We start from the raw sequence: 22,218 nt of genomic DNA, 5'->3' as shown, positions 1-22,218 counted from the left end.
AGGAATCTGGTAATGGTATTATTTACAGGTTCAACGGTTGAAGAAGCAATCCAAAAAGGATTGAAAGAATTAGACATTCCAAGAATGAAGGCCCACATCAAGGTCGTTTCGAAAGAGAAAAAAGGATTCTTAGGCTTGTTTGGTAAGAAGCCAGCTCAAGTTGATATCGAAGCCATTAGTGAAACGACAGTGATCAAAGCCAACCAGCAGGCCATTAAAGGGGTTCCAAAAGAAGTTAATGAAAAAAATGAACCCGTGAAAACAGTAAGTGAAGCAACTGTTGATTTGGGGCATGTAGTTGAAGCGATTAAGAAGATTGAAGAAGAAGGTCAAGGTGTCTCTGAAGAGGTCAAGGCTGAAATCTTGAAAAATGAAAAACATGCCAGCACGATTTTGGAAGAAACAGGCCATATTTCAATTTTAAATGAATTGGAACCAGAGAATACTACCGAGGAAGTGGAATCTGCTCCAGAAAAAGAAACTGAAACGCAGGAAACAACAAGCCAGTCTTTGGAAGATTTAGGCTTGAAAGTAGAACCAAGTTATGACATCGAACAAGTGGCAACAGAAGTAGCTAGCTACGTTCAAACCATTGTAGATGATATGGATGTTGAAGGGACGATTTCAAGCGACTACAATCGCCGCACCATCAATCTTCAAATTGACACTAATGAACCAGGCCGTATTATCGGCTACCACGGGAAAGTCTTGAAAGCTCTTCAGCTGTTAGCGCAAAATTACCTTTACAATCGCTATTCGAGAACCTTCTATATCACGATCAATGTCAATGATTACGTTGAACACCGTGCAGAAGTCTTGCAAACCTACGCTCAAAAATTGGCGACTCGCGTTTTAGAAGAAGGACGTAGCCAACAAACTGATCCAATGTCAAATAGCGAACGCAAGATTATCCATCGCATTATTTCACGCATGGATGGCGTGACGAGTTACTCTGAAGGCGATGAGCCAAATCGCTATGTTGTCGTAGATGCAGAATAAGCAAAGCAAAATCAGGTTTGTCCTGATTTTTTGCTAGGAAAGGAAAGATTCAGATATGCTGAAAGCAGTTAGAGAATACCTATCATTTGCAGGTGTCCAGTACCGTAATCCTGATAAAGCTGGCGATGAAAGAGAAAAGATGTTGAATTTGCGGCAAAAAGGTCAAGAGGCACGGAAGTCTTTCACAGAATTGGCCAAAACCTTTCAAGCAAGTCATCCAGAATGGCAACTCCAACAGACTAGCCAGTGGATGAACCAAGCGCAACGCTTGCGGTCGCATTTCTGGGCCTATCTACAGAGAGAGGGGCAGGTAACAGAACCCATGTTGGCGCTGCGTTTGTATGGGAAACCCTCAGATTTTGGGATTTCCTTAGAAGTCAGCTTCATTGAGCGCAAGAAAGATGAACAGACTTTAGACAAGCAAGCCAAGGTTTTAGAACTTCCAGTGGTAGAAGGAATTTATTATCTAGTCTACTCAAATGGGGAAAGTCATAAGGTGGAGGCTACTGAGGAGAACCGTCGCACTTTACGCGAGAAGGTACGCAATCAGGAAATCCGTAAAGTTTTGGTAAAGTCGGATGTTTCTTTTATTGAAAATCAAACATTAGCAGAGATTTTAGAAAAATTAGAAGAAACTTATACTCGCCTACTTCCTTACTATGAGGTGACGAGGAAGTAAAATTTCTCAAAAATATCATAAATCGTTCAGTCCAAGAGTGAACAGTCCGCTGTGTAATTCTTGGTCTTTTTGTTTGTGTTTTCAAAATATATAATAAAGTTACAAAAACAATTCAAATAAAGGAGAACAGTTATGGAAGTCATTTCAAGTGTTCTAAATTGGTTTTCTAGCAATATTTTGCAGAATCCCGCATTTTTCGTGGGTCTCTTGGTACTAATTGGGTATGCGCTTTTGAAAAAGCCAGCTCATGAAGTCTTTTCAGGATTTGTAAAAGCGACAGTTGGTTATATGTTGCTGAACGTTGGTGCGGGAGGCTTGGTTACCACTTTCCGTCCGATCTTGGCAGCGCTCAACTTTAAATTTCAAATTGGTGCGGCAGTTATCGACCCTTACTTTGGACTAGCAGCCGCAAATAACAAAATTGCAGCTGAGTTTCCTGATTTTGTCGGAACTGCAACAACAGCCCTTTTGATCGGTTTCGGGGTCAATATTCTGCTAGTGGCTTTCCGTAAACTCACCAAAGTGAGAACTCTCTTTATCACAGGGCATATCATGGTGCAACAAGCAGCAACTGTTTCTCTTATGGTTCTCTTCTTGGTTCCACAATTGCGCAATGCTTACGGTACAGCGGCTATCGGAATTATCTGTGGACTTTACTGGGCAATTAGCTCAAACATGACTGTTGAAGCAACTCAACGTTTGACTGGTGGGGGTGGCTTTGCGATTGGTCACCAACAACAATTTGCTATTTGGTTTGTAGATAAAATCGCAGGACGTTTTGGTAAGAAGGAAGAAAGTCTAGACAATATTAAATTGCCTAAATTCCTCTCTATCTTTCATGATACAGTAGTTGCCTCTGCGACCTTGATGCTGGTCTTCTTTGGTGCTATTCTCTTGATCTTGGGACCAGAAATCATGTCAAATAAAGAAGTAATCACTTCAGGAACCTTGTTCAATCCTGCTAAGCAAGACTTCTTCATGTATATTATCCAAACAGCCTTCACCTTCTCAGTTTACTTGTTTATCTTGATGCAAGGTGTCCGCATGTTCGTATCTGAGTTGACAAATGCCTTCCAAGGTATCTCAAGTAAGCTTTTGCCAGGTTCATTCCCAGCGGTGGACGTTGCAGCTTCTTATGGATTTGGCTCTCCAAACGCTGTTTTGTCAGGTTTTGCCTTTGGTTTGATTGGTCAATTGATTACAATCGTTCTACTCATCGTCTTCAAAAATCCTATCCTTATCATCACAGGATTTGTACCGGTATTCTTTGATAATGCAGCTATCGCCGTTTACGCTGATAAACGTGGTGGTTGGAAAGCGGCAGTTATCTTGTCCTTTATCTCAGGTGTACTTCAAGTTGCCCTTGGTGCTCTTTGCGTAGCCCTTCTCGACTTGGCGGCTTATGGTGGTTACCATGGAAATATCGACTTTGAATTCCCATGGCTTGGATTTGGCTACATCTTCAAATACCTTGGTATTATTGGTTATGTGCTTGTTTGCCTCTTCTTGCTTGTCATTCCTCAAATTCAATTTGCCAAAGCTAAAGATAAAGAAAAATACTATAACGGCGAAGTACAAGAAGAAGCTTAGAATTTAGAAAAGGAGAAATAAAATGGTTAAAGTATTAGCAGCATGTGGAAATGGTATGGGTTCATCAATGGTTATCAAGATGAAGGTGGAAAATGCGCTCCGCAAGCTAAACCAAACAGACTTTACAGTAAACTCATGCAGTGTCGGCGAAGCTAAAAGTTTGGCAGCTGGCTATGATATCGTTATCGCCTCTCTTCACCTGATCCAAGAATTGGAAGGGAGAACAAATGGGAAGTTAATTGGGCTTGACAACTTGATGGATGATAAAGAAATCACTGAAAAACTCAGTCAGGCACTATAGAAGGTTGGAGGGGGCTGGACAGAAACTGTGAAGACTGGGTTCTGTCCTAGTCCCTCTTTACATAAAGGAGGCAACTATGAATTTAAAACAGGCTTTGATTGAAAATAATTCAATTCGATTGGGACTTGAGGCGGCTGATTGGAAAGAAGCAGTTAAGTTAGCGGTGGAACCCTTGATTGAAAGTGGCGCAATTTTACCAGAGTACTATGATGCGATTATTGAGTCAACAGAAGAATATGGTCCCTACTATATTTTAATGCCAGGGATGGCTATGCCCCATGCTAGGCCAGAGGCAGGTGTTCAGCGGGATGCTTTTTCACTGATTACCTTGCAAAAATCAGTTGTTTTTTCAGATGGAAAAGAAGTATCCGTCTTACTAGCTTTGGCTGCGACAAGCTCAAAGATTCATACAAGTGTAGCGATTCCACAAATTATTGCCTTGTTTGAGTTGGAAGATTCCATTGCCCGCTTACAAGGATGCCAGAGCAAAGAAGAAGTTTTGGATATGATTGAAGAATCAAAAAATAGTCAATACCTCGAAGGCTTGGACTTGGAAAGCTAAAAAGGAGTAGGAAGATGACAAAAAGAATACCAAATTTACAAGTTGCACTAGACCATTCAGATTTGCAAGGCGCCATTAAGGCTGCTGTAGCTGTTGGTCATGAAGTGGATATCATCGAAGCTGGTACTGTTTGCCTACTTCAAGTAGGGAGCGAATTAGTAGAAGTCTTGCGTAGCCTTTTCCCAGATAAGATCATCGTTGCAGACACCAAGTGTGCGGATGCTGGTGGAACGGTTGCCAAGAATAATGCTGTACGTGGAGCGGACTGGATGACTTGTATCTGCTGTGCAACCATTCCGACTATGGAAGCTGCTCTTAAAGCCATCACAGCTGAACGTGGAGATAGAGGTGAAATCCAAATCGAACTTTATGGAGACTGGACTTTTGAACAGGCTCAACTCTGGCTTGATGCGGGAATTTCCCAAGCAATCTATCACCAATCTCGTGATGCCCTGCTTGCTGGGGAAACTTGGGGCGAAAAAGATCTAAACAAGGTCAAAAAATTGATTGATATGGGCTTCCGTGTGTCTGTTACGGGAGGACTGGATGTGGACACACTCAAACTCTTTGAAGGAGTGGATGTCTTTACCTTTATCGCAGGTCGCGGAATTACCGAGGCAGCAGATCCAGCAGGCGCAGCACGTGCCTTTAAGGACGAAATCAAACGAATTTGGGGGTAATCTATGGCACGTCCAATTGGAATCTATGAAAAAGCTACACCCAAGCATTTTACTTGGTTGGAACGCTTGAATTTTGCAAAAGAATTGAGCTTCGACTTTGTTGAAATGTCGATTGACGAGCGTGATGAACGTTTGGCTCGTCTTGATTGGAGCAAGGAAGAACGATTGGAAATCGTGAAAGCCATCTATGAAACAGGAATCCGAATTCCGTCCATCTGTTTTTCAGGTCATCGTCGCTATCCAATGGGTTCAAACGATCCAGTTCTAGAAGAAAAATCGCTGGAACTGATGAAAAAATGTATCGAACTAGCTCAGGATTTGGGAGTTCGTACGATTCAGTTAGCTGGTTATGACGTTTATTATGAGGAAAAGTCCCCTCAAACACGTGAACGTTTCATCAAAAACCTCAGACAAGCTTGTGTCTGGGCGGAGGAAGCTCAGGTCATCTTAGCTATTGAAATTATGGATGATCCTTTTATTAATAGCATTGAAAAGTACTTGGCTGTTGAAAAAGAGATTGATTCACCTTATCTTTTTGTTTATCCAGATATTGGTAATGTCTCAGCTTGGCATAATGACGTTTACAGTGAATTTTATATCGGGCACCATGCCCTTGCAGCCCTCCACCTCAAGGATACCTATCCCGTGACCGAAACTTCAAAAGGACAATTCCGAGATGTTCCTTTTGGAACTGGCTGCGTCAACTGGGAAGCAGCTTTTGATATTTTGAAAAAGACCAACTATAATGGTCCTTTCCTAATCGAGATGTGGTCTGAAAACTGTGAAACAGTAGAAGAAACCAAAGTGGCTATCAAAGAAGCACAAGATTTCCTCTACCCATTAATAAAGAAAGCGGGTTTGATGTAAGATGAATCAAGTAATCAATGATATGAGAAAGCGTGTCTGCGAAGCTAATCAATCTCTTCCTAAACACGGCTTGGTTAAATTCACATGGGGCAATGTCTCAGAAGTGAATCGTGAGCTAGGCGTGATTGTTATCAAGCCATCGGGAGTAGATTATGATAAATTGACTCCTGAAAACATGGTGGTGACAGATTTGGATGGGAAGGTACTTGAAGGTGATTTGAGACCATCTTCCGACCTACCAACTCACGTGGAATTATATAAAGCTTGGCCTACCATTGGTAGTGTGGTTCATACTCACTCGACAGAAGCAGTGGGTTGGGCACAGGCGGGACGTGATATTCCATTTTATGGGACCACACATGCCGACTATTTTTATGGACCAATTCCTTGTGCTCGTAGCTTGACTCAGGATGAAGTTGAAGTAGCGTATGAAAAGGATACAGGTTTGGTCATTCTGGAAGAATTTGAACGTCGCGGTCTCAATCCGGTTGAAGTACCAGGGATTGTCGTTCGCAACCACGGTCCATTCACATGGGGCAAGAACCCTGAAAATGCAGTTTACCATTCAGTGGTTCTCGAAGAAGTTTCCAAGATGAACCGTTTCACAGAGCAAATCAATCCAAGAGTTGAACCTGCACCACAGCACATATTGGAAAAACATTACCAAAGAAAGCATGGACCAAATGCCTACTATGGTCAAAAATAAAAAACGGGCAATTGAAAAGAGGCTTGGAGGTATCTAGGCCTCGCTTTTGCAATAAACCTGAAAAGCAAACGAGCCCAATGATAAATATTATCATTGAAATATTTTTATTAAAGTGCTATGATAGGGAGACTGTTTGATTGATTGGTCCCGAATAATAGGAGGATAAGATGGTATTAGATAAAACGAGTTGTGAGCTATTGATGTACCTCCTGGATCAAGAATCTCCCAAAACGATTATGACCATTTCCAAAGATTTGGGTCAATCAAGGAGAAAGGTCTATTATCACGTTGATAAAATTAATGATGCATTGGGCAATCCTGAACACCACCTTGTTAGCCTTCCTCGTATTGGTATCTACTTAACGGAGGAGCAGAGACTTGCTTGTCAGCAACTTTTATCCGAAGTTGACTCCTACGATTATGTGATGAGCGGGGAAGAACGCATGCAGATGATGTTATTTTGGATTGGAATTTCCAAAGAACGCATCACTGTCGAAAAACTGATGGAATTAACAGAAGTTTCGCGGAACACCGTTTTGAATGATCTCAATACCATCCGTTACCAGTTAAGCCTAGAACAGTATCAGGTAACCCTGCAAGTAAGTAAATCACAAGGTTATTATCTTAGCGCCCACCCCTTAAATAAAATTCAGCATCTTCAATCGCTCTTATACCATATCTTTATGGAAGGAAATGGAGCTTTTGTTACCATTCTTGAAGATAAGATAAAGGATAGATTCCAAGGAGAGTTGCTTTTGTCTAGACAAATGCATCAATTTCTCAAGGAGCAAGTCCCTCTGGTTGAACAGGATTTAGGGAAAAAAATAAATCATCATGAAGTGACCTTTATGTTGCGAGTGCTTCCTTATCTGCTTTTAAGTTGTGATAATATCACGCGTCATCAAGAAAAGCATCAGGATATTGATCAAGATTTTTCCTTGATTCGTAAGAGAATAGAGTACAGAGTATCTGAAAGGCTGAGTGAGCGCCTTTTTGAGACATTTGAAATTTCTTTATCGGAACTCGAAATTTCTCTGTTGGCCATTCTCCTTTTATCCTATAGAAAGGATAGAGACGTCCATGCGGAAAGCGAAGACTTTCACCAGCTGAAAGTCACTTTAGAGGAATTTATTTGGCATTTTGAATCACAAACCAAGATGGAAATCGAAAACAAGGAAGACTTGTTACGTAACCTGCTGATTCACTGTAAGGCTTTGTTGTTTAGAAAGACCTATGGCATCTTTTCTAAAAATCCTCTTACTAAGCAAATCCGTTCCAAGTACAGCGAGCTCTTTATCATCACCAAAAAATGTGCCGAGATTTTGGAGGAAGCCTGGCTTGTACGCTTGACGGACGATGAGATTGCTTATCTGACGATTCACGTTGGTGGATTTTTGAAATACACTCCATCCTCGCAGAATGCCACCAAAAAAATTTATCTGGTTTGTGACGAAGGAGTAGGGGTTTCTAAACTGTTGCTCAAACAATGTCGTTTCTATCTTCCCAACGAACAAATCGGGGCAGTTTTCACAACAGAACAGTTTAAAAGTGTTGAGGATATTGCCTTGGTGGATTTGGTGATTACAACAAATGATGAACTAGAGAGTCGCTTCCCTGTCTTAAAGGTCAATCCTATCTTGGAGGCAGAGGATATCTTGCGTATAGTTGATTATCTGAAAAACAAGGTTTTTCGAAAAGACGGCAGAAGTTTCAGCGAAAATTTATCAACCATTATTTCAACTTATATACCGGATAAGCGTGCCGCAACGAAACTGCAGCAGGAGATTCAAAGTCTGATAAATCAAGAATTACTTATCCAGTCCTTTTTTGAAGAGTTATAACATGACAGTCCAATGATGAACACAAACCTGTGTTTTTCTTGGTCTTTTTTAATTTTCGGGCGGGTGTTATACTAAGTATGAAATGAAAACTTGAACAAAAAATGGAGGATGTCATAATGCCAAACGTAAAAGAAATTACAAGAGAATCATGGATTCTAGCGACTTTCCCAGAATGGGGAACATGGCTCAACGAAGAAATTGAAGAAGAAGTCGTTCCTGAAGGCAATTTTGCTATGTGGTGGCTAGGCAACTGTGGAACTTGGATTAAGACACCTGGTGGTGCTAACGTTGTGATGGACCTTTGGTCAAATCGCGGAAAATCTACTAAAAAAGTTAAAGATATGGTCCGTGGGCACCAAATGGCTAACATGGCAGGTGTACGTAAATTGCAACCAAACTTGCGTGTTCAACCGATGGTCATTGACCCATTTGCAATCAATGAGTTAGACTACTACTTGGTTTCCCACTTCCATAGCGATCATATTGATCCTTATACAGCCGCAGCTATTTTGAATAATCCAAAATTGGAACATGTTAAATTCATCGGACCTTACCATTGCGGACTTATCTGGGAAGGCTGGGGAGTGCCAAAAGAACGCATTATTGTAGTTAAACCAGGTGACACCATTGAACTCAAAGACATGAAGATTCATGCTGTGGAATCTTTTGACCGTACTTGCTTGGTAACTTTGCCAGTCAACGGTGCTGATGAAACAGGTGGAGAATTGGCAGGTTTGACTGTTACTGATGAAGAGATGGCTCAAAAAGCTGTTAACTATATTTTTGAAACACCAGGTGGTACTATTTATCACGGTGCAGACTCTCACTTCTCAAACTACTTTGCGAAACACGGAAAAGACTTTAAGATTGATGTTGCTTTGAACAACTATGGTGAAAACCCAGTTGGTATCCAAGACAAGATGACTTCAATTGATCTTCTTCGTATGGCAGAAAATCTGCGTGCTAAAGTCATTATCCCAGTTCACTATGACATCTGGTCAAACTTTATGGCTTCAACCAATGAAATTTTAGAACTATGGAAGATGAGAAAAGACCGTTTGCAGTACAACTTCCATCCATTTATCTGGGAAGTAGGAGGTAAGTACACTTATCCTCAAGATCAGCACCTAGTAGAATACCATCACCCACGTGGATTTGATGATTGCTTCGAGCAAGATTCGAATATCCAATTCAAAGCTTTGCTATAAAAACTGTTCAAATGATGTAAATTATTATCTGGAGGTTATCCGTATGTTGCACTATACGGATAATTTTCATATAATAGTAAAATAGGATGTGTGATTTATTAATCACCTCAAAGAGAAAGGAAATTCTATGTCAAATCTATCTGTTAATGCAATTCGTTTTCTAGGTATTGACGCCATCAACAAAGCAAACTCAGGTCACCCAGGGGTGGTTATGGGGGCTGCTCCTATGGCCTATAGCCTCTTTACAAAGCAACTTCGTATCAATCCAGCTCAACCAAACTGGATCAACCGCGATCGCTTTATTCTTTCAGCAGGACACGGCTCAATGCTTCTTTATGCCCTTCTTCACCTCTCTGGTTTTGAAGATGTTAGCATGGATGAAGTCAAGAACTTCCGCCAATGGGGTTCCAAAACACCAGGTCACCCAGAATTTGGTCATACAGCAGGGGTTGACGCTACTACTGGACCTCTAGGACAAGGGATTTCAACTGCCACTGGTTTTGCCCAAGCAGAACGTTTCTTAGCAGCCAAATATAACCGCGAAGGTTTCAATATCTTTGACCACTATACTTATGTGATCTGTGGAGACGGAGATTTGATGGAAGGTGTCTCAAGTGAGGCGGCTTCATACGCAGGCTTGCAAAAACTTGACAAGTTGGTGGTTCTTTATGATTCAAATGACATCAACTTGGATGGTGAGACAAAGGATTCTTTCACTGAGAGTGTTCGTGATCGTTACAATGCCTACGGTTGGCACACTGCCTTAGTTGAAGATGGAACAGACTTGGAAGCTATCCATGCTGCTATCGAAACAGCTAAAGCTTCAGGCAAGCCATCTTTGATTGAAGTGAAGACTGTTATTGGATATGGCTCTCCAAACAAACAAGGAACTAATGCCGTACACGGTGCTCCTCTTGGAGCAGATGAAACTGCAGCAACTCGCCAAGCGCTCGGCTGGGATTATGAACCATTTGAAATTCCAGAGCAAGTTTATGCTGATTTCAAGGAAAATGTTGCAGACCGTGGTGAATCAGCTTATCAAGTTTGGACTAAATTAGTTGCTGACTATAAAGAGGCTCATCCAGAACTGGCTGCAGAAGTAGAAGCCATCATCGACGGACGTGACCCAGTTGAGGTGACTCCAGCAGACTTCCCAGCCTTAGAAAATGGATTTTCTCAAGCCACTCGTAATTCAAGTCAAGATGCTTTGAACGTTGTCGCTGCCAAGCTGCCAACTTTCCTAGGTGGATCAGCTGACCTTGCTCACTCAAACATGACTTATATCAAAACGGACGGACTTCAAGACGACGCTAATCGCTTGAACCGCAACATTCAGTTTGGTGTTCGTGAATTTGCTATGGGAACGATCTTGAACGGTATGGCCCTTCATGGTGGACTTCGTGTTTATGGTGGAACCTTCTTCGTCTTCTCTGACTATGTGAAAGCAGCAGTCCGCTTGTCAGCCTTGCAAGGACTTCCTGTGACTTATGTCTTTACCCACGATTCAATCGCAGTTGGTGAAGATGGTCCAACTCACGAACCAGTTGAACACTTAGCAGGTCTCCGTGCTATGCCAAATCTGAATGTTTTCCGCCCAGCAGATGCGCGTGAAACTCAAGCGGCTTGGTACCTTGCCGTGACAAGCGAAAAAACACCAACTGCCCTTGTCTTGACACGTCAAAATTTGACTGTCGAAGAGGGAACAGACTTTGACAAAGTTGCTAAAGGTGCCTATGTCGTCTATGAAAATGCAGCAGACTTTGATACGATTTTGATTGCAACAGGTTCAGAGGTGAATTTGGCGGTCGCAGCTGCCAAAGAATTGGCTAGTCAAGGTGTAAAAGTCCGTGTAGTCAGCATGCCATCAACAGATGTCTTTGACGCACAAGATGCAGCTTACAAGGAAGAAATCCTTCCAAATGCAGTTCGCCGTCGTGTTGCAGTCGAAATGGGTGCAACTCAAAACTGGTACAAGTATGTTGGTCTTGATGGTGCCGTTCTCGGTATTGATACCTTTGGAGCATCTGCCCCAGCACCAAAAGTATTGGCAGAGTACGGATTTACAGTTGAAAATCTAGTCAAAGTCGTTCAAAACTTGAAATAATCACAAAAATCAGAGTGAAAACTCTGATTTTTTATAACCATAAAAACAAGGCACAATCTTGTAAAAGTAGCTGAAATTTGATATAGTAGTCCTATGTAAAACACAAAGGAGAAAACAATGAATCCAAATATTACTTTCTTAATCATGCTTGTAGGTATGTTTGCCTTGATGTTCTTTATGCAACGTTCTCAAAAGAAACAAGCACAAAAGCGTATGGAAAGCTTGAACAAGCTTCAAAAAGGCTATGAAGTCATTACAATTGGTGGACTTTACGGAACAGTGGATGAAGTAGATACTGAGAAAGGTACAATCGTACTGGATGTAGATGGCGTTTATTTGACTTTTGAATTGGCTGCTATCAAGACCGTTTTGCCACTCAAAGAGGCTGTGACACCAGAAGGAACAGTTGTTGACGAAAGCGGAGCAATCGAAGAATAAAACGGGATCTGTCACTCCCGTTTTTCTATGAGATGAGAGGAAAAGGGATGAAAAAAATAGTATTTGTTTGCTTAGGAAATATCTGTCGTAGCCCCATGGCAGAGTTTGTGATGAAATCCATGACGAGCGATTACCACGTCGAAAGCCGGGCAACGTCATCATGGGAACATGGCAATCCGATTCATAAGGGAACGCAAGGGATTTTCCAGCAATATCAGATCCCGTATGATAAAGACAAAACATCGCTTCAGATTGGCAGGGAAGACTTTGAATCGTTTGATTACATTATCGGTATGGATGCTTCAAACGTTTCAGATCTGCGTAAAATGTGCCCTCAGGAACTACAGTACAAGATCTACTCTTTTGCATCTGAAAGTGTCCCAGATCCTTGGTATACAGGAGATTTTGAGGAAACCTATGCTCGTATCACAAGTGGATGTCAAAGCTGGCTAGATCGATTAGAAAATGAGAGTGACAATGGAAAAGCTTAAACAATTTTATGAGAAGTATAGAGTTTACCTAACTCGTCCTAGGTTAGAGCTCATTGCAGTAGTTGTAATAGTACTCTGTGCTCTTTCGGTATTTCTGCTAAATACGCCTAAAAAGGGTGTCCTGACACTTGATGGTGGAGCTCTTGTTTATGATGGCACCTTGGTACGAGGGAAAATGAATGGTCAAGGAACCTTGACCTTTGAAAATGGAGACCAATATACAGGTGATTTCAATAATGGAGCCTTTAATGGAAAAGGGACTTTCCAATCAAAAGCTGGCTGGAAATACGAAGGTGATTTTGTAAATGGCCAGGCTGAAGGTCAAGGGAAGTTGACGACAGAGCAAGAAGTTGTTTATGAAGGGACCTTTAAACAAGGCGTTTTTCAGCAAAAACAGTAGTCTCCAAGTTAGGAGACTATTTTTTAAAACCAGCAAGAAAGCGCTTTCTTTGTTTGGATTTGATAACTAACTATCAACTAGAAAAGCTTTGTGAAATAAAAAAAATTTCTCCATAATTTCACAATCATCCGGCCAAAACTCTATTGCATAGCTATATTGAGAAAAAAATCACAATCTCAGAAAAATTCTTTGTGAAATACTTATGAAACTGTTTACAAAGCATAAAAAAAGAGTTATAATAAACTTGTGAAAAAATTAACAAAGGATAACATCCTTAAAGGCTATGGAGGATAATATGGCTGATAAAAAAACAGTAACACCAGAGGAAAAACAACTTGCTGCTGAAAAGCATGTCGATGGTCTCGTGAAAAAAGCCTTGGTTGCGCTTGATGAAATGCGCAAGTTGAACCAAGAGCAAGTTGACTACATCGTGGCAAAAGCTTCGGTTGCAGCACTTGACGCGCACGGTATCCTTGCACAACATGCAGTTGAAGAAACTGGTCGTGGAGTATTTGAAGACAAGGCAACAAAGAATCTATTTGCCTGTGAGCACGTAGTGAACAATATGCGTGGAGTTAAAACAGTTGGAGTTATCGAAGATGATCCAATTACAGGTTTGACAAAGATTGCGGAGCCTGTCGGTGTAATCTGTGGTGTCACTCCGACAACAAACCCAACTTCAACAGCGATTTTCAAATCCTTGATTGCTTTGAAAACACGTAACCCAATCGTTTTTGCCTTCCACCCATCTGCTCAAGAATCATCAGCTCACGCAGCACAAATCGTTCGTGATGCAGCTATTGCGGCTGGAGCACCTGAAAACTGTGTTCAATGGATTACAGAACCATCTATGGAAGCAACTGGAGCGCTTATGAACCACGAAGGTGTTGCAACTATCCTTGCAACTGGTGGGAATGCCATGGTTAAAGCTGCATACTCATGTGGAAAACCAGCTCTTGGGGTAGGTGCCGGAAACGTTCCTGCCTATGTAGAAAAATCTGCTGACCTTCGTCAAGCTGCTCATGATATTGTTATGTCTAAGTCATTTGATAATGGGATGGTCTGTGCATCAGAACAAGCCGTTATCATTGATAAAGAAGTATATGACGAATTTGTAGAAGAATTCAAATCATATCACACTTACTTTGTAAACAAAAAAGAAAAAGCCCTTCTTGAAGAATTCTGTTTCGGTGTAAAAGCTAATAGCAAAAACTGTGCAGGTGCTAAACTAAATGCAAACATCGTTGGTAAACCAGCAGCATGGATTGCTGAACAAGCAGGATTTAGCGTTCCAGAAGGAACAAACATCTTGGCTGCAGAATGTGCAGAAGTAGGACCGAAAGAACCATTGACTCGTGAGAAATTGTCACCAGTTATTGCTGTCCTAAAAGCTGAAGACACAGAAGATGGTCTTACAAAAGCTCGTCAAATGGTTGAGTTTAACGGACTTGGTCACTCAGCAGCTATCCATACAAAAGACGAAGAGCTTGCTAAACGCTTTGGTACAGAAATCAAAGCTATGCGTATTATCTGGAACTCTCCATCTACTTTCGGTGGTATCGGTGACGTATACAATGCCTTCATTCCATCATTGACACTTGGATGTGGTTCATATGGACACAACTCAGTCGGTGATAACGTGAGTGCGATCAACCTTCTAAACATCAAGAAAGTAGGGAAACGTAGAAATAATATGCAGTGGTTTAAAGTTCCTTCAAAAATTTACTTCGAACGCAATTCTATCCAATACCTTCAAACATGTGAAGATATTGAACGCGTTATGATTGTTACAGACAAATCGATCGAAAAACTTGGTTTTGTTCAACGCATTATTGACCAATTGAACAAACGCAGCAACCGTGTAACTGTCCAAGTCTTCTCAGACGTTGAACCAGACCCAGATATCACAACTGTAGAACGTGGTACTGAAGTAATGAGAGCATTTGAACCAGACACAATCATCGCTCTTGGTGGTGGTTCTCCAATGGATGCAGCGAAAGTAATGTGGCTCTTCTACGAACAACCACAAATCGACTTCCGTGACTTGGTTCAAAAATTCATGGACATCCGTAAACGTGCCTTCCGCTTCCCATCACTTGGTAAAAAAGCGAAATACATAGGTATTCCAACAACTTCAGGTACAGGTTCAGAAGTAACACCATTTGCCGTTATCTCTGATAAGAAAAACAATCGTAAATACCCATTGGCTGACTACTCATTGACACCAACTATTGCGATTGTTGACCCTGCTTTGGTTGAGTCAGTTCCAGACTTCATCGCTGCGGATACAGGTATGGACGTCTTGACTCACGCGACTGAAGCTTACACTTCAAACTTCGCTAACGACTATACAGACGGTATCGCCCTTCAAACAATCAAACTTGTCTTTGAATGGTTGGAAAAATCTGTTAAGACAGCTGATCCAGAAGCTCGCGAAAAAATGCACAATGCATCTACAATGGCTGGTATGGCCTTTGCCAATGCCTTCCTTGGTATGAGCCACTCAATGGCCCACAAGATCGGTGCGGTTCACCATACTGTTCACGGACGTACAAACGCAATCTTGCTTCCATACGTTATCCGTTACAATGGTACTCGCCCATCTAAGACGACTACATGGCCTAAGTATAACTACTGGAAAGCTGACGAAAAATTCCAAGATATTGCTAGAATGCTTGGATTGCCTCACTCAACTCCAGAAGAAGCAGTTGAAGCATACGCTAAAGCTGTTTACGAACTTGGTGTTGCAGTAGGTATAAAGATGAACTTCAAGGATCAAGGAATCGATGAAAAAGCTTGGAAAGACAGCTTGCATGAAATTGCCTTGCTTGCTTATGAAGACCAATGTTCACCTGCTAACCCTCGCTTGCCAATGGTAGCTGACATGGAAGAAATCATGGCAGATGCTTACTATGGTTATGCAGAACGACCAGGACGTCGCAAATAATTGTTTATCAGCCTAGAGACAGGAGAAATCCTGTCTCTTTTTTGTAAACTCTGAAAGCGTTGAAATTGGAGTTTCACCTTGAAATGAAGAGGATATGCAGATATTATAAAAGATTCTAGAGATATGCTTTGAAAATAAAAGAATGGATGAATAAAAAGGGGGAGAAAAAGTAGAAAAGCGGGAGAGAAAATCAACGCCCGTACTTGCAATTAAACTCAAATAGTTATATAATAGGTTTGTTGAAAGGTGATTTGTAGTGATTCAAGTTACTCTTTTCACAATAAAAATTTCATGATTTTCATAAGGAGGAAATCACTAATGGTAGTTAAAGTTGGTATTAACGGTTTCGGACGTATCGGTCGTCTTGCTTTCCGCCGTATCCAAAACGTAGAAGGTGTTGAAGTTACTCGCATCAACGACCTTACAGATCCAGTTATGCTTGCACACTTGTTGAAATACGACACAACTCAAGGTCGTTTCGACGGTACTGTAGAAGTTAAAGAAGGTGGTTTCGAAGTTAACGGTAAATTCGTTAAAGTTTCTGCTGAACGTGATCCAGAACAAATCGACTGGGCTACTGACGGTGTAGAAATCGTTCTTGAAGCAACTGGTTTCTTTGCTAAGAAAGATGCAGCTGAAAAACACCTTAAAGGTGGAGCTAAGAAAGTTGTTATCACTGCTCCTGGTGGAAACGATGTTAAAACAGTTGTATTTAACACTAACCACGACGTTCTTGATGGTACTGAAACAGTTATCTCAGGTGCTTCATGTACTACAAACTGCTTGGCTCCAATGGCTAAAGCTCTTCAAGATAACTTCGGTGTTGTAGAAGGATTGATGACTACTATCCACGCTTACACTGGTGACCAAATGATCCTTGACGGACCACACCGTGGTGGTGACCTTCGCCGTGCTCGCGCTGGTGCTGCAAACATCGTTCCTAACTCAACTGGTGCTGCTAAAGCTATCGGTCTTGTAATCCCAGAATTGAATGGTAAACTTGACGGATCTGCACAACGTGTTCCAACTCCAACTGGATCAGTTACTGAATTGGTAGCAGTTCTTGAAAAGAACGTTACTGTCGATGAAGTAAACGCAGCTATGAAAGCAGCTTCAAACGAATCATACGGTTACACAGAAGATCCAATCGTATCTTCAGATATCGTAGGTATGTCTTACGGTTCATTGTTTGACGCAACTCAAACTAAAGTTCTTGACGTTGATGGTAAACAATTGGTTAAAGTTGTATCATGGTACGACAACGAAATGTCATACACTGCACAACTTGTACGTACTCTTGAATACTTTGCAAAAATCGCTAAATAATTCTTGAGTCGATAAAAGCAAGGCCTTCTGGTCTTGCTTTTTTGTATAGAAAAATGGATGATAGTGTCATCCATTTTGTTTTAATTCTGTTTCAAAAGTATCCGAGAGGGCAGTAAAACTCAATTGTTCTAAGGTGAGTGGATGAGTAAAGGAAAGTCGAAAGGCATGAAGCATCAGCCTGCTTACTTTTGATCTAGAGTTATAGAGAGGATCGCCCAGGATAGGGTGCTTATGGTGAGAGAGGTGAACACGGATTTGATGCGTTCGACCGGTCTTTAGTTTGCAACGGACAAGGGTAGTCTTGTTTGGGAATTGTTTTAATCGACTGATATGTGTTTCAGCATATTGTCCATTTTTTTCATCAACTATTCTTTTTCTACGATCGTGTCGATCACGACCAATTTTATCTCGAAAGACAAGTTCTTTACTCCCTACTTGCCCCTCTACGAGTGCCCAGTACTCACGAGCAATGTCCTTTTTCTCCAACAAACGATTGAGGATGGGTAAGATAAAAGGATTTTTAGCAAAAAGCACTAAACCGCTTGTTTCCATATCCAGGCGATGAACGACATAGCAGTTTTGGCCAACGTAGGCAGAGACGTGATTGAGAAGGGCGATTTCACCAGGTTGATTTCCGTGAGTTTTCATTCCCTCTGGCTTGTTGACGATAATGAGATGTTGGTCTTGGTAAATCTCTTGAACGAGGTCTAGATTGCCCCAAAGGATTTCTTTTGGGGGATAATCTTCCTCGTCAAAAGTCAACTGACAAATGTCACCTGGTTTGACTATCTCGTTCCAGTGAACTTGTTTTTGATTGATTAAGATATTCTTCTTGGTTCTTAGAAAATGGCGAATCTTTCTAGGAATGAGGAGTTGTTCCTCTAGGAGTTCCTTGACCGTCATTTGAGGCAGGGATGATGGTAATGTAAATGTGAATTGCATACAGATATTGTAACAAAAAAAGCCCTGTTTGGATAGGGAACAGCTAAATTCTTGAGTTCCTATGGTGAAGATGATAAAATAAACGCATGAAATTAGATAAATTATTTGAGAAGTTTCTTTCTCTCTTTAAAAAAGAAACGAATGAATCCGCGGAGTCTGATTCGACTAGCATGCGTCGTTCACGGAGCGATAGAAAAAAACTAGGCCATGTAGGTTCGATACGGAAATTTTGGCGTCGTTATCATCTGACCAAGATTGTCATCATTTTAGGGTTAAGTTCTGGTTTGCTAGTAGGAACCTACCTATTTGCGATAGCCAAGTCTACCAATGTTAATGATTTGCAAAATGCCTTGAAAACGCGAACTCTGATTTTTGACCGCGAAGAAAAAGAGGCAGGGGCTCTATCAGGTCAAAAGGGAACCTATGTTGAGCTGGCAGATATCAGCAAAGACTTGCAAGATGCTGTTGTCGCGACAGAGGACCGTTCTTTTTATAAAAATGATGGGATTAACTACGGTCGTTTCTTTCTAGCCATCCTTACAGCGGGTCGTTCTGGAGGGGGGTCCACCATCACTCAACAGTTGGCGAAAAATGCTTATCTGTCTCAGGACCAAACCGTTGAACGGAAAGCCAAGGAGTTTTTCCTTGCCTTAGAGTTGACAAAGAAATACAGCAAGGAGCAAATCCTTACTATGTACCTCAATAACGCCTACTTCGGAAATGGGGTATGGGGTGTTGAAGATGCAAGTAAGAAATATTTCGGTGTATCGGCTTCACAACTAACGCTTGATCAGGCGGCGACTCTAGCAGGGATGCTCAAGGGACCAGAATTGTATAATCCATTAAATTCTGTTGAGACTTCGACCAACCGTAGGGATACTGTTTTGCAAAATATGGTTGCAGCAGGTTATATTGATAAAAACCAAGAGACCGAAGCGGCTGGAGTAGATATGGCTTCTCAACTGCAAGATAAATATGAAGGCAAAGTTTCGGATTATCGTTACCCGTCCTATTTTGATGCTGTTGTCAACGAAGCGGTTTCCAAGTACAATCTCACAGAAGAAGAGATTGTCAACAACGGCTATCGCATCTACACAGAGCTTGACCAAAACTACCAAGCAAACATGCAGGTTATTTACGAAAACACTTCGCTATTTCCAACAGCAGAAGACGGAACGCATGCCGAATCAGGTAGTGTCGCTCTGGAACCCAAGACTGGTGGAGTGCGTGGAGTTGTTGGTCGTGTAGCTGGTGATGACAAACCAGGCTTCCGCAATTTTAACTATGCCACTCAGTCTAAGCGTAGCCCAGGCTCAACCATTAAACCTTTAGTCGTTTATACACCCGCAGTAGAAGCAGGATGGGCCTTGAACAAGCAACTGGATAATCATACGATGCAGTACAACAGTTATCAAGTAGACAACTATGCGGGTATTAAGACATCTCCAGAAGTACCTATGTATCAGGCCTTGGCGGAATCACTCAACCTGCCAGCTGTTGCGACTGTAAATGAATTAGGTATTGACAAAGCTTTTGACGCTGGGGAGAGATTTGGTCTGAATATGGAAAAAGTTGACCGAGTTCTTGGAGTTGCTCTTGGTGGAGGTGTGGAGACGAATCCTCTCCAGATGGCGCAAGCCTATGCAGCCTTTGCTAATGGAGGTCTGATGCCTGAAGCGCATTTCATCACTCGTATTGAAAATGCCAGCGGTCAGGTCATCAAGAGTCATAAAAATTCCCAAAAACGAGTGATTGATAAGTCGGTAGCCGATAAAATGACCAGCATGATGCTAGGAACATTTACCAATGGTACAGGAATTAGTTCGTCACCAGCGGATTACGTTATGGCTGGTAAAACAGGTACGACTGAAGCTGTTTTCAACCCAGAATATACCAGTGATCAGTGGGTGATCGGCTATACTCCGGATGTGGTCATCAGCCACTGGCTCGGTTTCCCAACAACAGATGAGAACCATTATCTAGCAGGTTCGACCTCCAATGGAGCAGCCCATGTCTTTAGAAGTATGGCTAATACCATTTTACCTTACACTCCAGGTAGCACTTTTACAGTTGAAAATGCTTATAAACAAAATGGGATTGAACCAGAAAATACGAAAAAGCAAGTTGTTGAAGATGAGACAAACCAGTCTGAGGACCCGATAGGAGATATTCGTAGTCGTGCACAAAATCTTGTAGATGAAGCAGGCCGTGCGATTTCAGAAGCTAAGATAAAAGAAAAAGCCCAGACAATATGGGACTCAATCCTTAATCTATTTCGTTAAGAGGCTTGTCAAAGCCTCGGTTTCTTGTTATAATAGATAAGATGGAGGCGTTATGGCACTAAAAAATGCAAGCCTAGCTTGTGCAGTTTGTGGTTCAAGGAATTACTCAATCAAAATTAGTGGGAACCCCAAGCCAACACGACTAGAAGTAAATAAATTTTGTAAACATTGTGGAAAATATACGACACATAGAGAAACGAGATAGGAGAGAACGATGGGTTTTATTAAGGATATTTTTAAACTTCTTAAAGAAACAACTTGGCCAACTCGCAAAGAAAGCTGGAGAGATTTTCGCTCTATTATGGAATACACAGCCTTCTTTGTGGTCATCATTTACATTTTTGACCAGTTGATTGTATCAGGTTTGATTCGATTTATTAACATTTTTTAGAAGAAAAGTGGAGAAGTTCTGCTAACTTTCTTCTATATATGTATGAAAGGAAATATCATGGATAGTTTTGACAAGGGATGGTTTGTTCTACAAACTTATTCTGGCTATGAAAATAAGGTAAAAGAAAATCTATTGCAACGTGCGCAAACATATAACATGTTGGATAATATTCTACGTGTTGAGATTCCAACACAAACCGTGCAAGTTGAGAAAAATGGAAAGAAAAAGGAAATTGAAGAGAATCGCTTTCCAGGTTATGTCCTTGTAGAAATGGTCATGACCGATGAAGCATGGTTCGTCGTTCGAAACACACCTAACGTAACAGGATTCGTTGGCTCACACGGTAACAGATCAAAACCAACTCCACTTTTGGAGCAAGAAATCCGTGATATTCTGGTTTCAATGGGACAAACTGTTCAAGAGTTCGATATTGATGTTGAAGTTGGCCAGACAGTCCGTATCATTGATGGCGCTTTTGCAGACTACACAGGAAAAATTACTGAAATTGATAACAACAAAGTGAAGATGATTATCTCTATGTTTGGTAATGATACGATTGCAGAAGTGAATCTCAACCAAATTGCAGAATTATAACCCCAGAGAGGCTTTGCCTCTCTTTTTATGTGCTGTTGAGGGAGGAAGAAGTATAGAATAGAGGAAGTAGACCCAGTGGCTCGCGCATTTTGCTAAACTAAATGCAGAAAGGAGAGGTCTATGAATCTAAAAGATTTATATGAAGAAAGTAAGGGAATCGTCCATAAGTGTCGCAAAGATTATCATTTGCATCTGTGGGAGAAAGAGGACTGGGATCAGGAAGGCATGTTATGTCTGTATGAGCTGGTGAGTCGCAACCCAGAGTTACTAGAGGGCGACCGCCATCAACTATATGTTTGCTTTAAAACAAAGTTTAGAAATCGCATCCTAGATTACATCCGTAAACAGGAAAGCCACAAGCGCCGTTTTGACAAAGAACCCTATGAAGAGGTGAGTGAGATTAGCCATCGTCTAGGAGAAAAAGGACTCAGACTGGACGATTATTATCTCTTTCACGAACTTCTAAAGAATTATAAATCAAAGCAGAGTATGGAAAAACAAGAGTTAATAGATCGTCTCATGGGAGGGGAAGTCTTTAGAGGACGTAAAGCTCTCCTGAGAGAACTTTCCTTTATCTTTTCAGAATTTCGGTAAAGAGGAAAAAAGTCCTTGACAAAGGTAAAAAAGTAGGTATAATAGAAAGAGTTGAAAAGCTCAAGGTCCGTTGGTCAAGGGGTTAAGACACCGCCTTTTCACGGCGGTAACACGGGTTCGAATCCCGTACGGACTATGGTGTATTGCGGTTAAAAAAACTTGAAAAAAGTTTAAAAAATCTGTTGACAGAGGCAGATGGCTGTGATATACTAATATAGTTGTCGCTCACGAGAGGAGTGAGAGACAAAGACCTTTGAAAACTGAACAAGACGAACC

Annotated in this window: 22 protein-coding genes and 1 tRNA gene; 22 read left to right on the top strand and 1 reads right to left on the bottom strand. The window is 41.4% G+C overall.

The features are described from left to right. Nucleotides 1-12 precede the first annotated feature (12 nt). The 16 genes from jag to gap all read left to right on the top strand — a co-directional run bounded on the left by jag (nt 13) and on the right by gap (nt 17,139). Complete coding sequence (gene jag / locus HMPREF2885_RS09630; RefSeq protein WP_070657909.1) at nt 13-999, top strand: RNA-binding cell elongation regulator Jag/EloR; 987 nt, start codon at nt 13-15, stop codon at nt 997-999. A 55-nt stretch (nt 1,000-1,054) separates the two neighbouring features. Then, nucleotides 1,055-1,678, top strand: a complete 624-nt coding sequence (locus HMPREF2885_RS09625) for a ribonuclease P (protein WP_070657908.1) — start codon at nt 1,055-1,057, stop codon at nt 1,676-1,678. A gap of 132 nt (nt 1,679-1,810) precedes the next feature. Further along, nucleotides 1,811-3,268: a PTS ascorbate transporter subunit IIC gene (locus HMPREF2885_RS09620; RefSeq protein ID WP_000452078.1), complete on the top strand. Its 1,458-nt coding sequence runs from the start codon at nt 1,811-1,813 to the stop codon at nt 3,266-3,268. A gap of 22 nt (nt 3,269-3,290) precedes the next feature. Continuing rightward, complete coding sequence (locus HMPREF2885_RS09615; RefSeq protein WP_000241470.1) at nt 3,291-3,569, top strand: PTS sugar transporter subunit IIB; 279 nt, start codon at nt 3,291-3,293, stop codon at nt 3,567-3,569. A gap of 76 nt (nt 3,570-3,645) precedes the next feature. After that, on the top strand, nt 3,646-4,131 hold the full coding sequence (locus HMPREF2885_RS09610) for a PTS sugar transporter subunit IIA (protein ID WP_070657907.1): 486 nt from the start codon (nt 3,646-3,648) through the stop codon (nt 4,129-4,131). Nucleotides 4,132-4,145: 14 nt separating this feature from the next. After that, nucleotides 4,146-4,811: a 3-keto-L-gulonate-6-phosphate decarboxylase UlaD gene (locus tag HMPREF2885_RS09605; protein ID WP_000166723.1), complete on the top strand. Its 666-nt coding sequence runs from the start codon at nt 4,146-4,148 to the stop codon at nt 4,809-4,811. Nucleotides 4,812-4,814: 3 nt separating this feature from the next. Next, nucleotides 4,815-5,678 (top strand): L-ribulose-5-phosphate 3-epimerase, encoded by an 864-nt coding sequence (locus HMPREF2885_RS09600; protein ID WP_000113588.1) that lies wholly within the window; start codon nt 4,815-4,817, stop codon nt 5,676-5,678. 1 nt (nt 5,679) lies between these two features. Beyond that, on the top strand, nt 5,680-6,384 hold the full coding sequence (locus tag HMPREF2885_RS09595) for an L-ribulose-5-phosphate 4-epimerase (protein WP_001077565.1): 705 nt from the start codon (nt 5,680-5,682) through the stop codon (nt 6,382-6,384). A 167-nt stretch (nt 6,385-6,551) separates the two neighbouring features. Beyond that, a complete protein-coding gene (locus tag HMPREF2885_RS09590) occupies nt 6,552-8,225 on the top strand; it encodes a BglG family transcription antiterminator (RefSeq protein WP_000242141.1) in 1,674 nt (557 codons plus the stop codon). 116 nt (nt 8,226-8,341) lie between these two features. After that, the gene (gene ulaG / locus HMPREF2885_RS09585; protein ID WP_001134225.1) at nt 8,342-9,433 is read left to right on the top strand and encodes an L-ascorbate 6-phosphate lactonase; all 1,092 of its coding nucleotides are present in this window, start codon (nt 8,342-8,344) and stop codon (nt 9,431-9,433) included. A 127-nt stretch (nt 9,434-9,560) separates the two neighbouring features. Continuing rightward, nucleotides 9,561-11,537: a transketolase gene (tkt, locus tag HMPREF2885_RS09580; protein ID WP_049478891.1), complete on the top strand. Its 1,977-nt coding sequence runs from the start codon at nt 9,561-9,563 to the stop codon at nt 11,535-11,537. A gap of 117 nt (nt 11,538-11,654) precedes the next feature. After that, nucleotides 11,655-11,975 carry a preprotein translocase subunit YajC gene (gene yajC, locus HMPREF2885_RS09575; protein WP_070657906.1) on the top strand — a complete coding sequence of 107 codons (321 nt, stop codon included), beginning with the start codon at nt 11,655-11,657 and terminating at the stop codon, nt 11,973-11,975. Nucleotides 11,976-12,022: 47 nt separating this feature from the next. Further along, nucleotides 12,023-12,466 carry a low molecular weight protein-tyrosine-phosphatase gene (locus HMPREF2885_RS09570; RefSeq protein WP_070657905.1) on the top strand — a complete coding sequence of 148 codons (444 nt, stop codon included), beginning with the start codon at nt 12,023-12,025 and terminating at the stop codon, nt 12,464-12,466. Further along, nucleotides 12,453-12,866, top strand: coding sequence for an MORN repeat-containing protein (locus HMPREF2885_RS09565; RefSeq protein WP_070657904.1), 414 nt, complete (start codon nt 12,453-12,455; stop codon nt 12,864-12,866). Before HMPREF2885_RS09570 ends, HMPREF2885_RS09565 begins: the two co-directional genes overlap by 14 nt. Nucleotides 12,867-13,161: 295 nt before the next feature. Beyond that, a complete protein-coding gene (gene adhE / locus HMPREF2885_RS09560; protein WP_070657902.1) occupies nt 13,162-15,813 on the top strand; it encodes a bifunctional acetaldehyde-CoA/alcohol dehydrogenase in 2,652 nt (883 codons plus the stop codon). 318 nt (nt 15,814-16,131) lie between these two features. Continuing rightward, nucleotides 16,132-17,139, top strand: a complete 1,008-nt coding sequence (gene gap, locus HMPREF2885_RS09555) for a type I glyceraldehyde-3-phosphate dehydrogenase (protein ID WP_000260682.1) — start codon at nt 16,132-16,134, stop codon at nt 17,137-17,139. A gap of 66 nt (nt 17,140-17,205) precedes the next feature. Here gap and HMPREF2885_RS09550 read toward each other — a convergent pair whose 3' ends face one another. Further along, nucleotides 17,206-18,081: an RluA family pseudouridine synthase gene (locus tag HMPREF2885_RS09550; RefSeq protein WP_083307442.1), complete on the bottom strand. Its 876-nt coding sequence runs from the start codon at nt 18,079-18,081 to the stop codon at nt 17,206-17,208. Between the two features lie 86 nt (nt 18,082-18,167). Here HMPREF2885_RS09550 and pbp2a point away from each other — a divergent pair, with 86 nt between their 5' ends. The 6 genes from pbp2a (at nt 18,168) to HMPREF2885_RS09520 (ending at nt 22,078) form a co-directional block, all read left to right on the top strand. Next, nucleotides 18,168-20,363: a penicillin-binding protein PBP2A gene (pbp2a, locus tag HMPREF2885_RS09545; RefSeq protein WP_049550036.1), complete on the top strand. Its 2,196-nt coding sequence runs from the start codon at nt 18,168-18,170 to the stop codon at nt 20,361-20,363. 52 nt (nt 20,364-20,415) lie between these two features. After that, the gene (rpmG, locus tag HMPREF2885_RS09540) at nt 20,416-20,568 is read left to right on the top strand and encodes a 50S ribosomal protein L33 (RefSeq protein ID WP_042899468.1); all 153 of its coding nucleotides are present in this window, start codon (nt 20,416-20,418) and stop codon (nt 20,566-20,568) included. A gap of 9 nt (nt 20,569-20,577) precedes the next feature. Beyond that, the gene (gene secE / locus HMPREF2885_RS09535; protein WP_000505776.1) at nt 20,578-20,754 is read left to right on the top strand and encodes a preprotein translocase subunit SecE; all 177 of its coding nucleotides are present in this window, start codon (nt 20,578-20,580) and stop codon (nt 20,752-20,754) included. Nucleotides 20,755-20,811: 57 nt separating this feature from the next. Next, entirely contained in the window at nt 20,812-21,348 is a 537-nt protein-coding gene (gene nusG, locus HMPREF2885_RS09530) for a transcription termination/antitermination protein NusG (RefSeq protein WP_000376728.1), read from the top strand. 120 nt (nt 21,349-21,468) lie between these two features. Next, nucleotides 21,469-21,942 carry a hypothetical protein gene (locus HMPREF2885_RS09525; RefSeq protein WP_001049306.1) on the top strand — a complete coding sequence of 158 codons (474 nt, stop codon included), beginning with the start codon at nt 21,469-21,471 and terminating at the stop codon, nt 21,940-21,942. 64 nt (nt 21,943-22,006) lie between these two features. Beyond that, nucleotides 22,007-22,078, top strand: a tRNA-Glu gene (locus HMPREF2885_RS09520). Nucleotides 22,079-22,218 lie beyond the last annotated feature (140 nt).

This window comes from Streptococcus sp. HMSC062H02, from assembly GCF_001813005.1.
Taxonomy (GTDB): Bacteria; Bacillota; Bacilli; order Lactobacillales; family Streptococcaceae; genus Streptococcus; species Streptococcus oralis_S.
The sequence above is the reverse complement of the archived record's forward strand: the minus strand, read 5'-3'. Positions and strand labels throughout refer to the sequence as shown.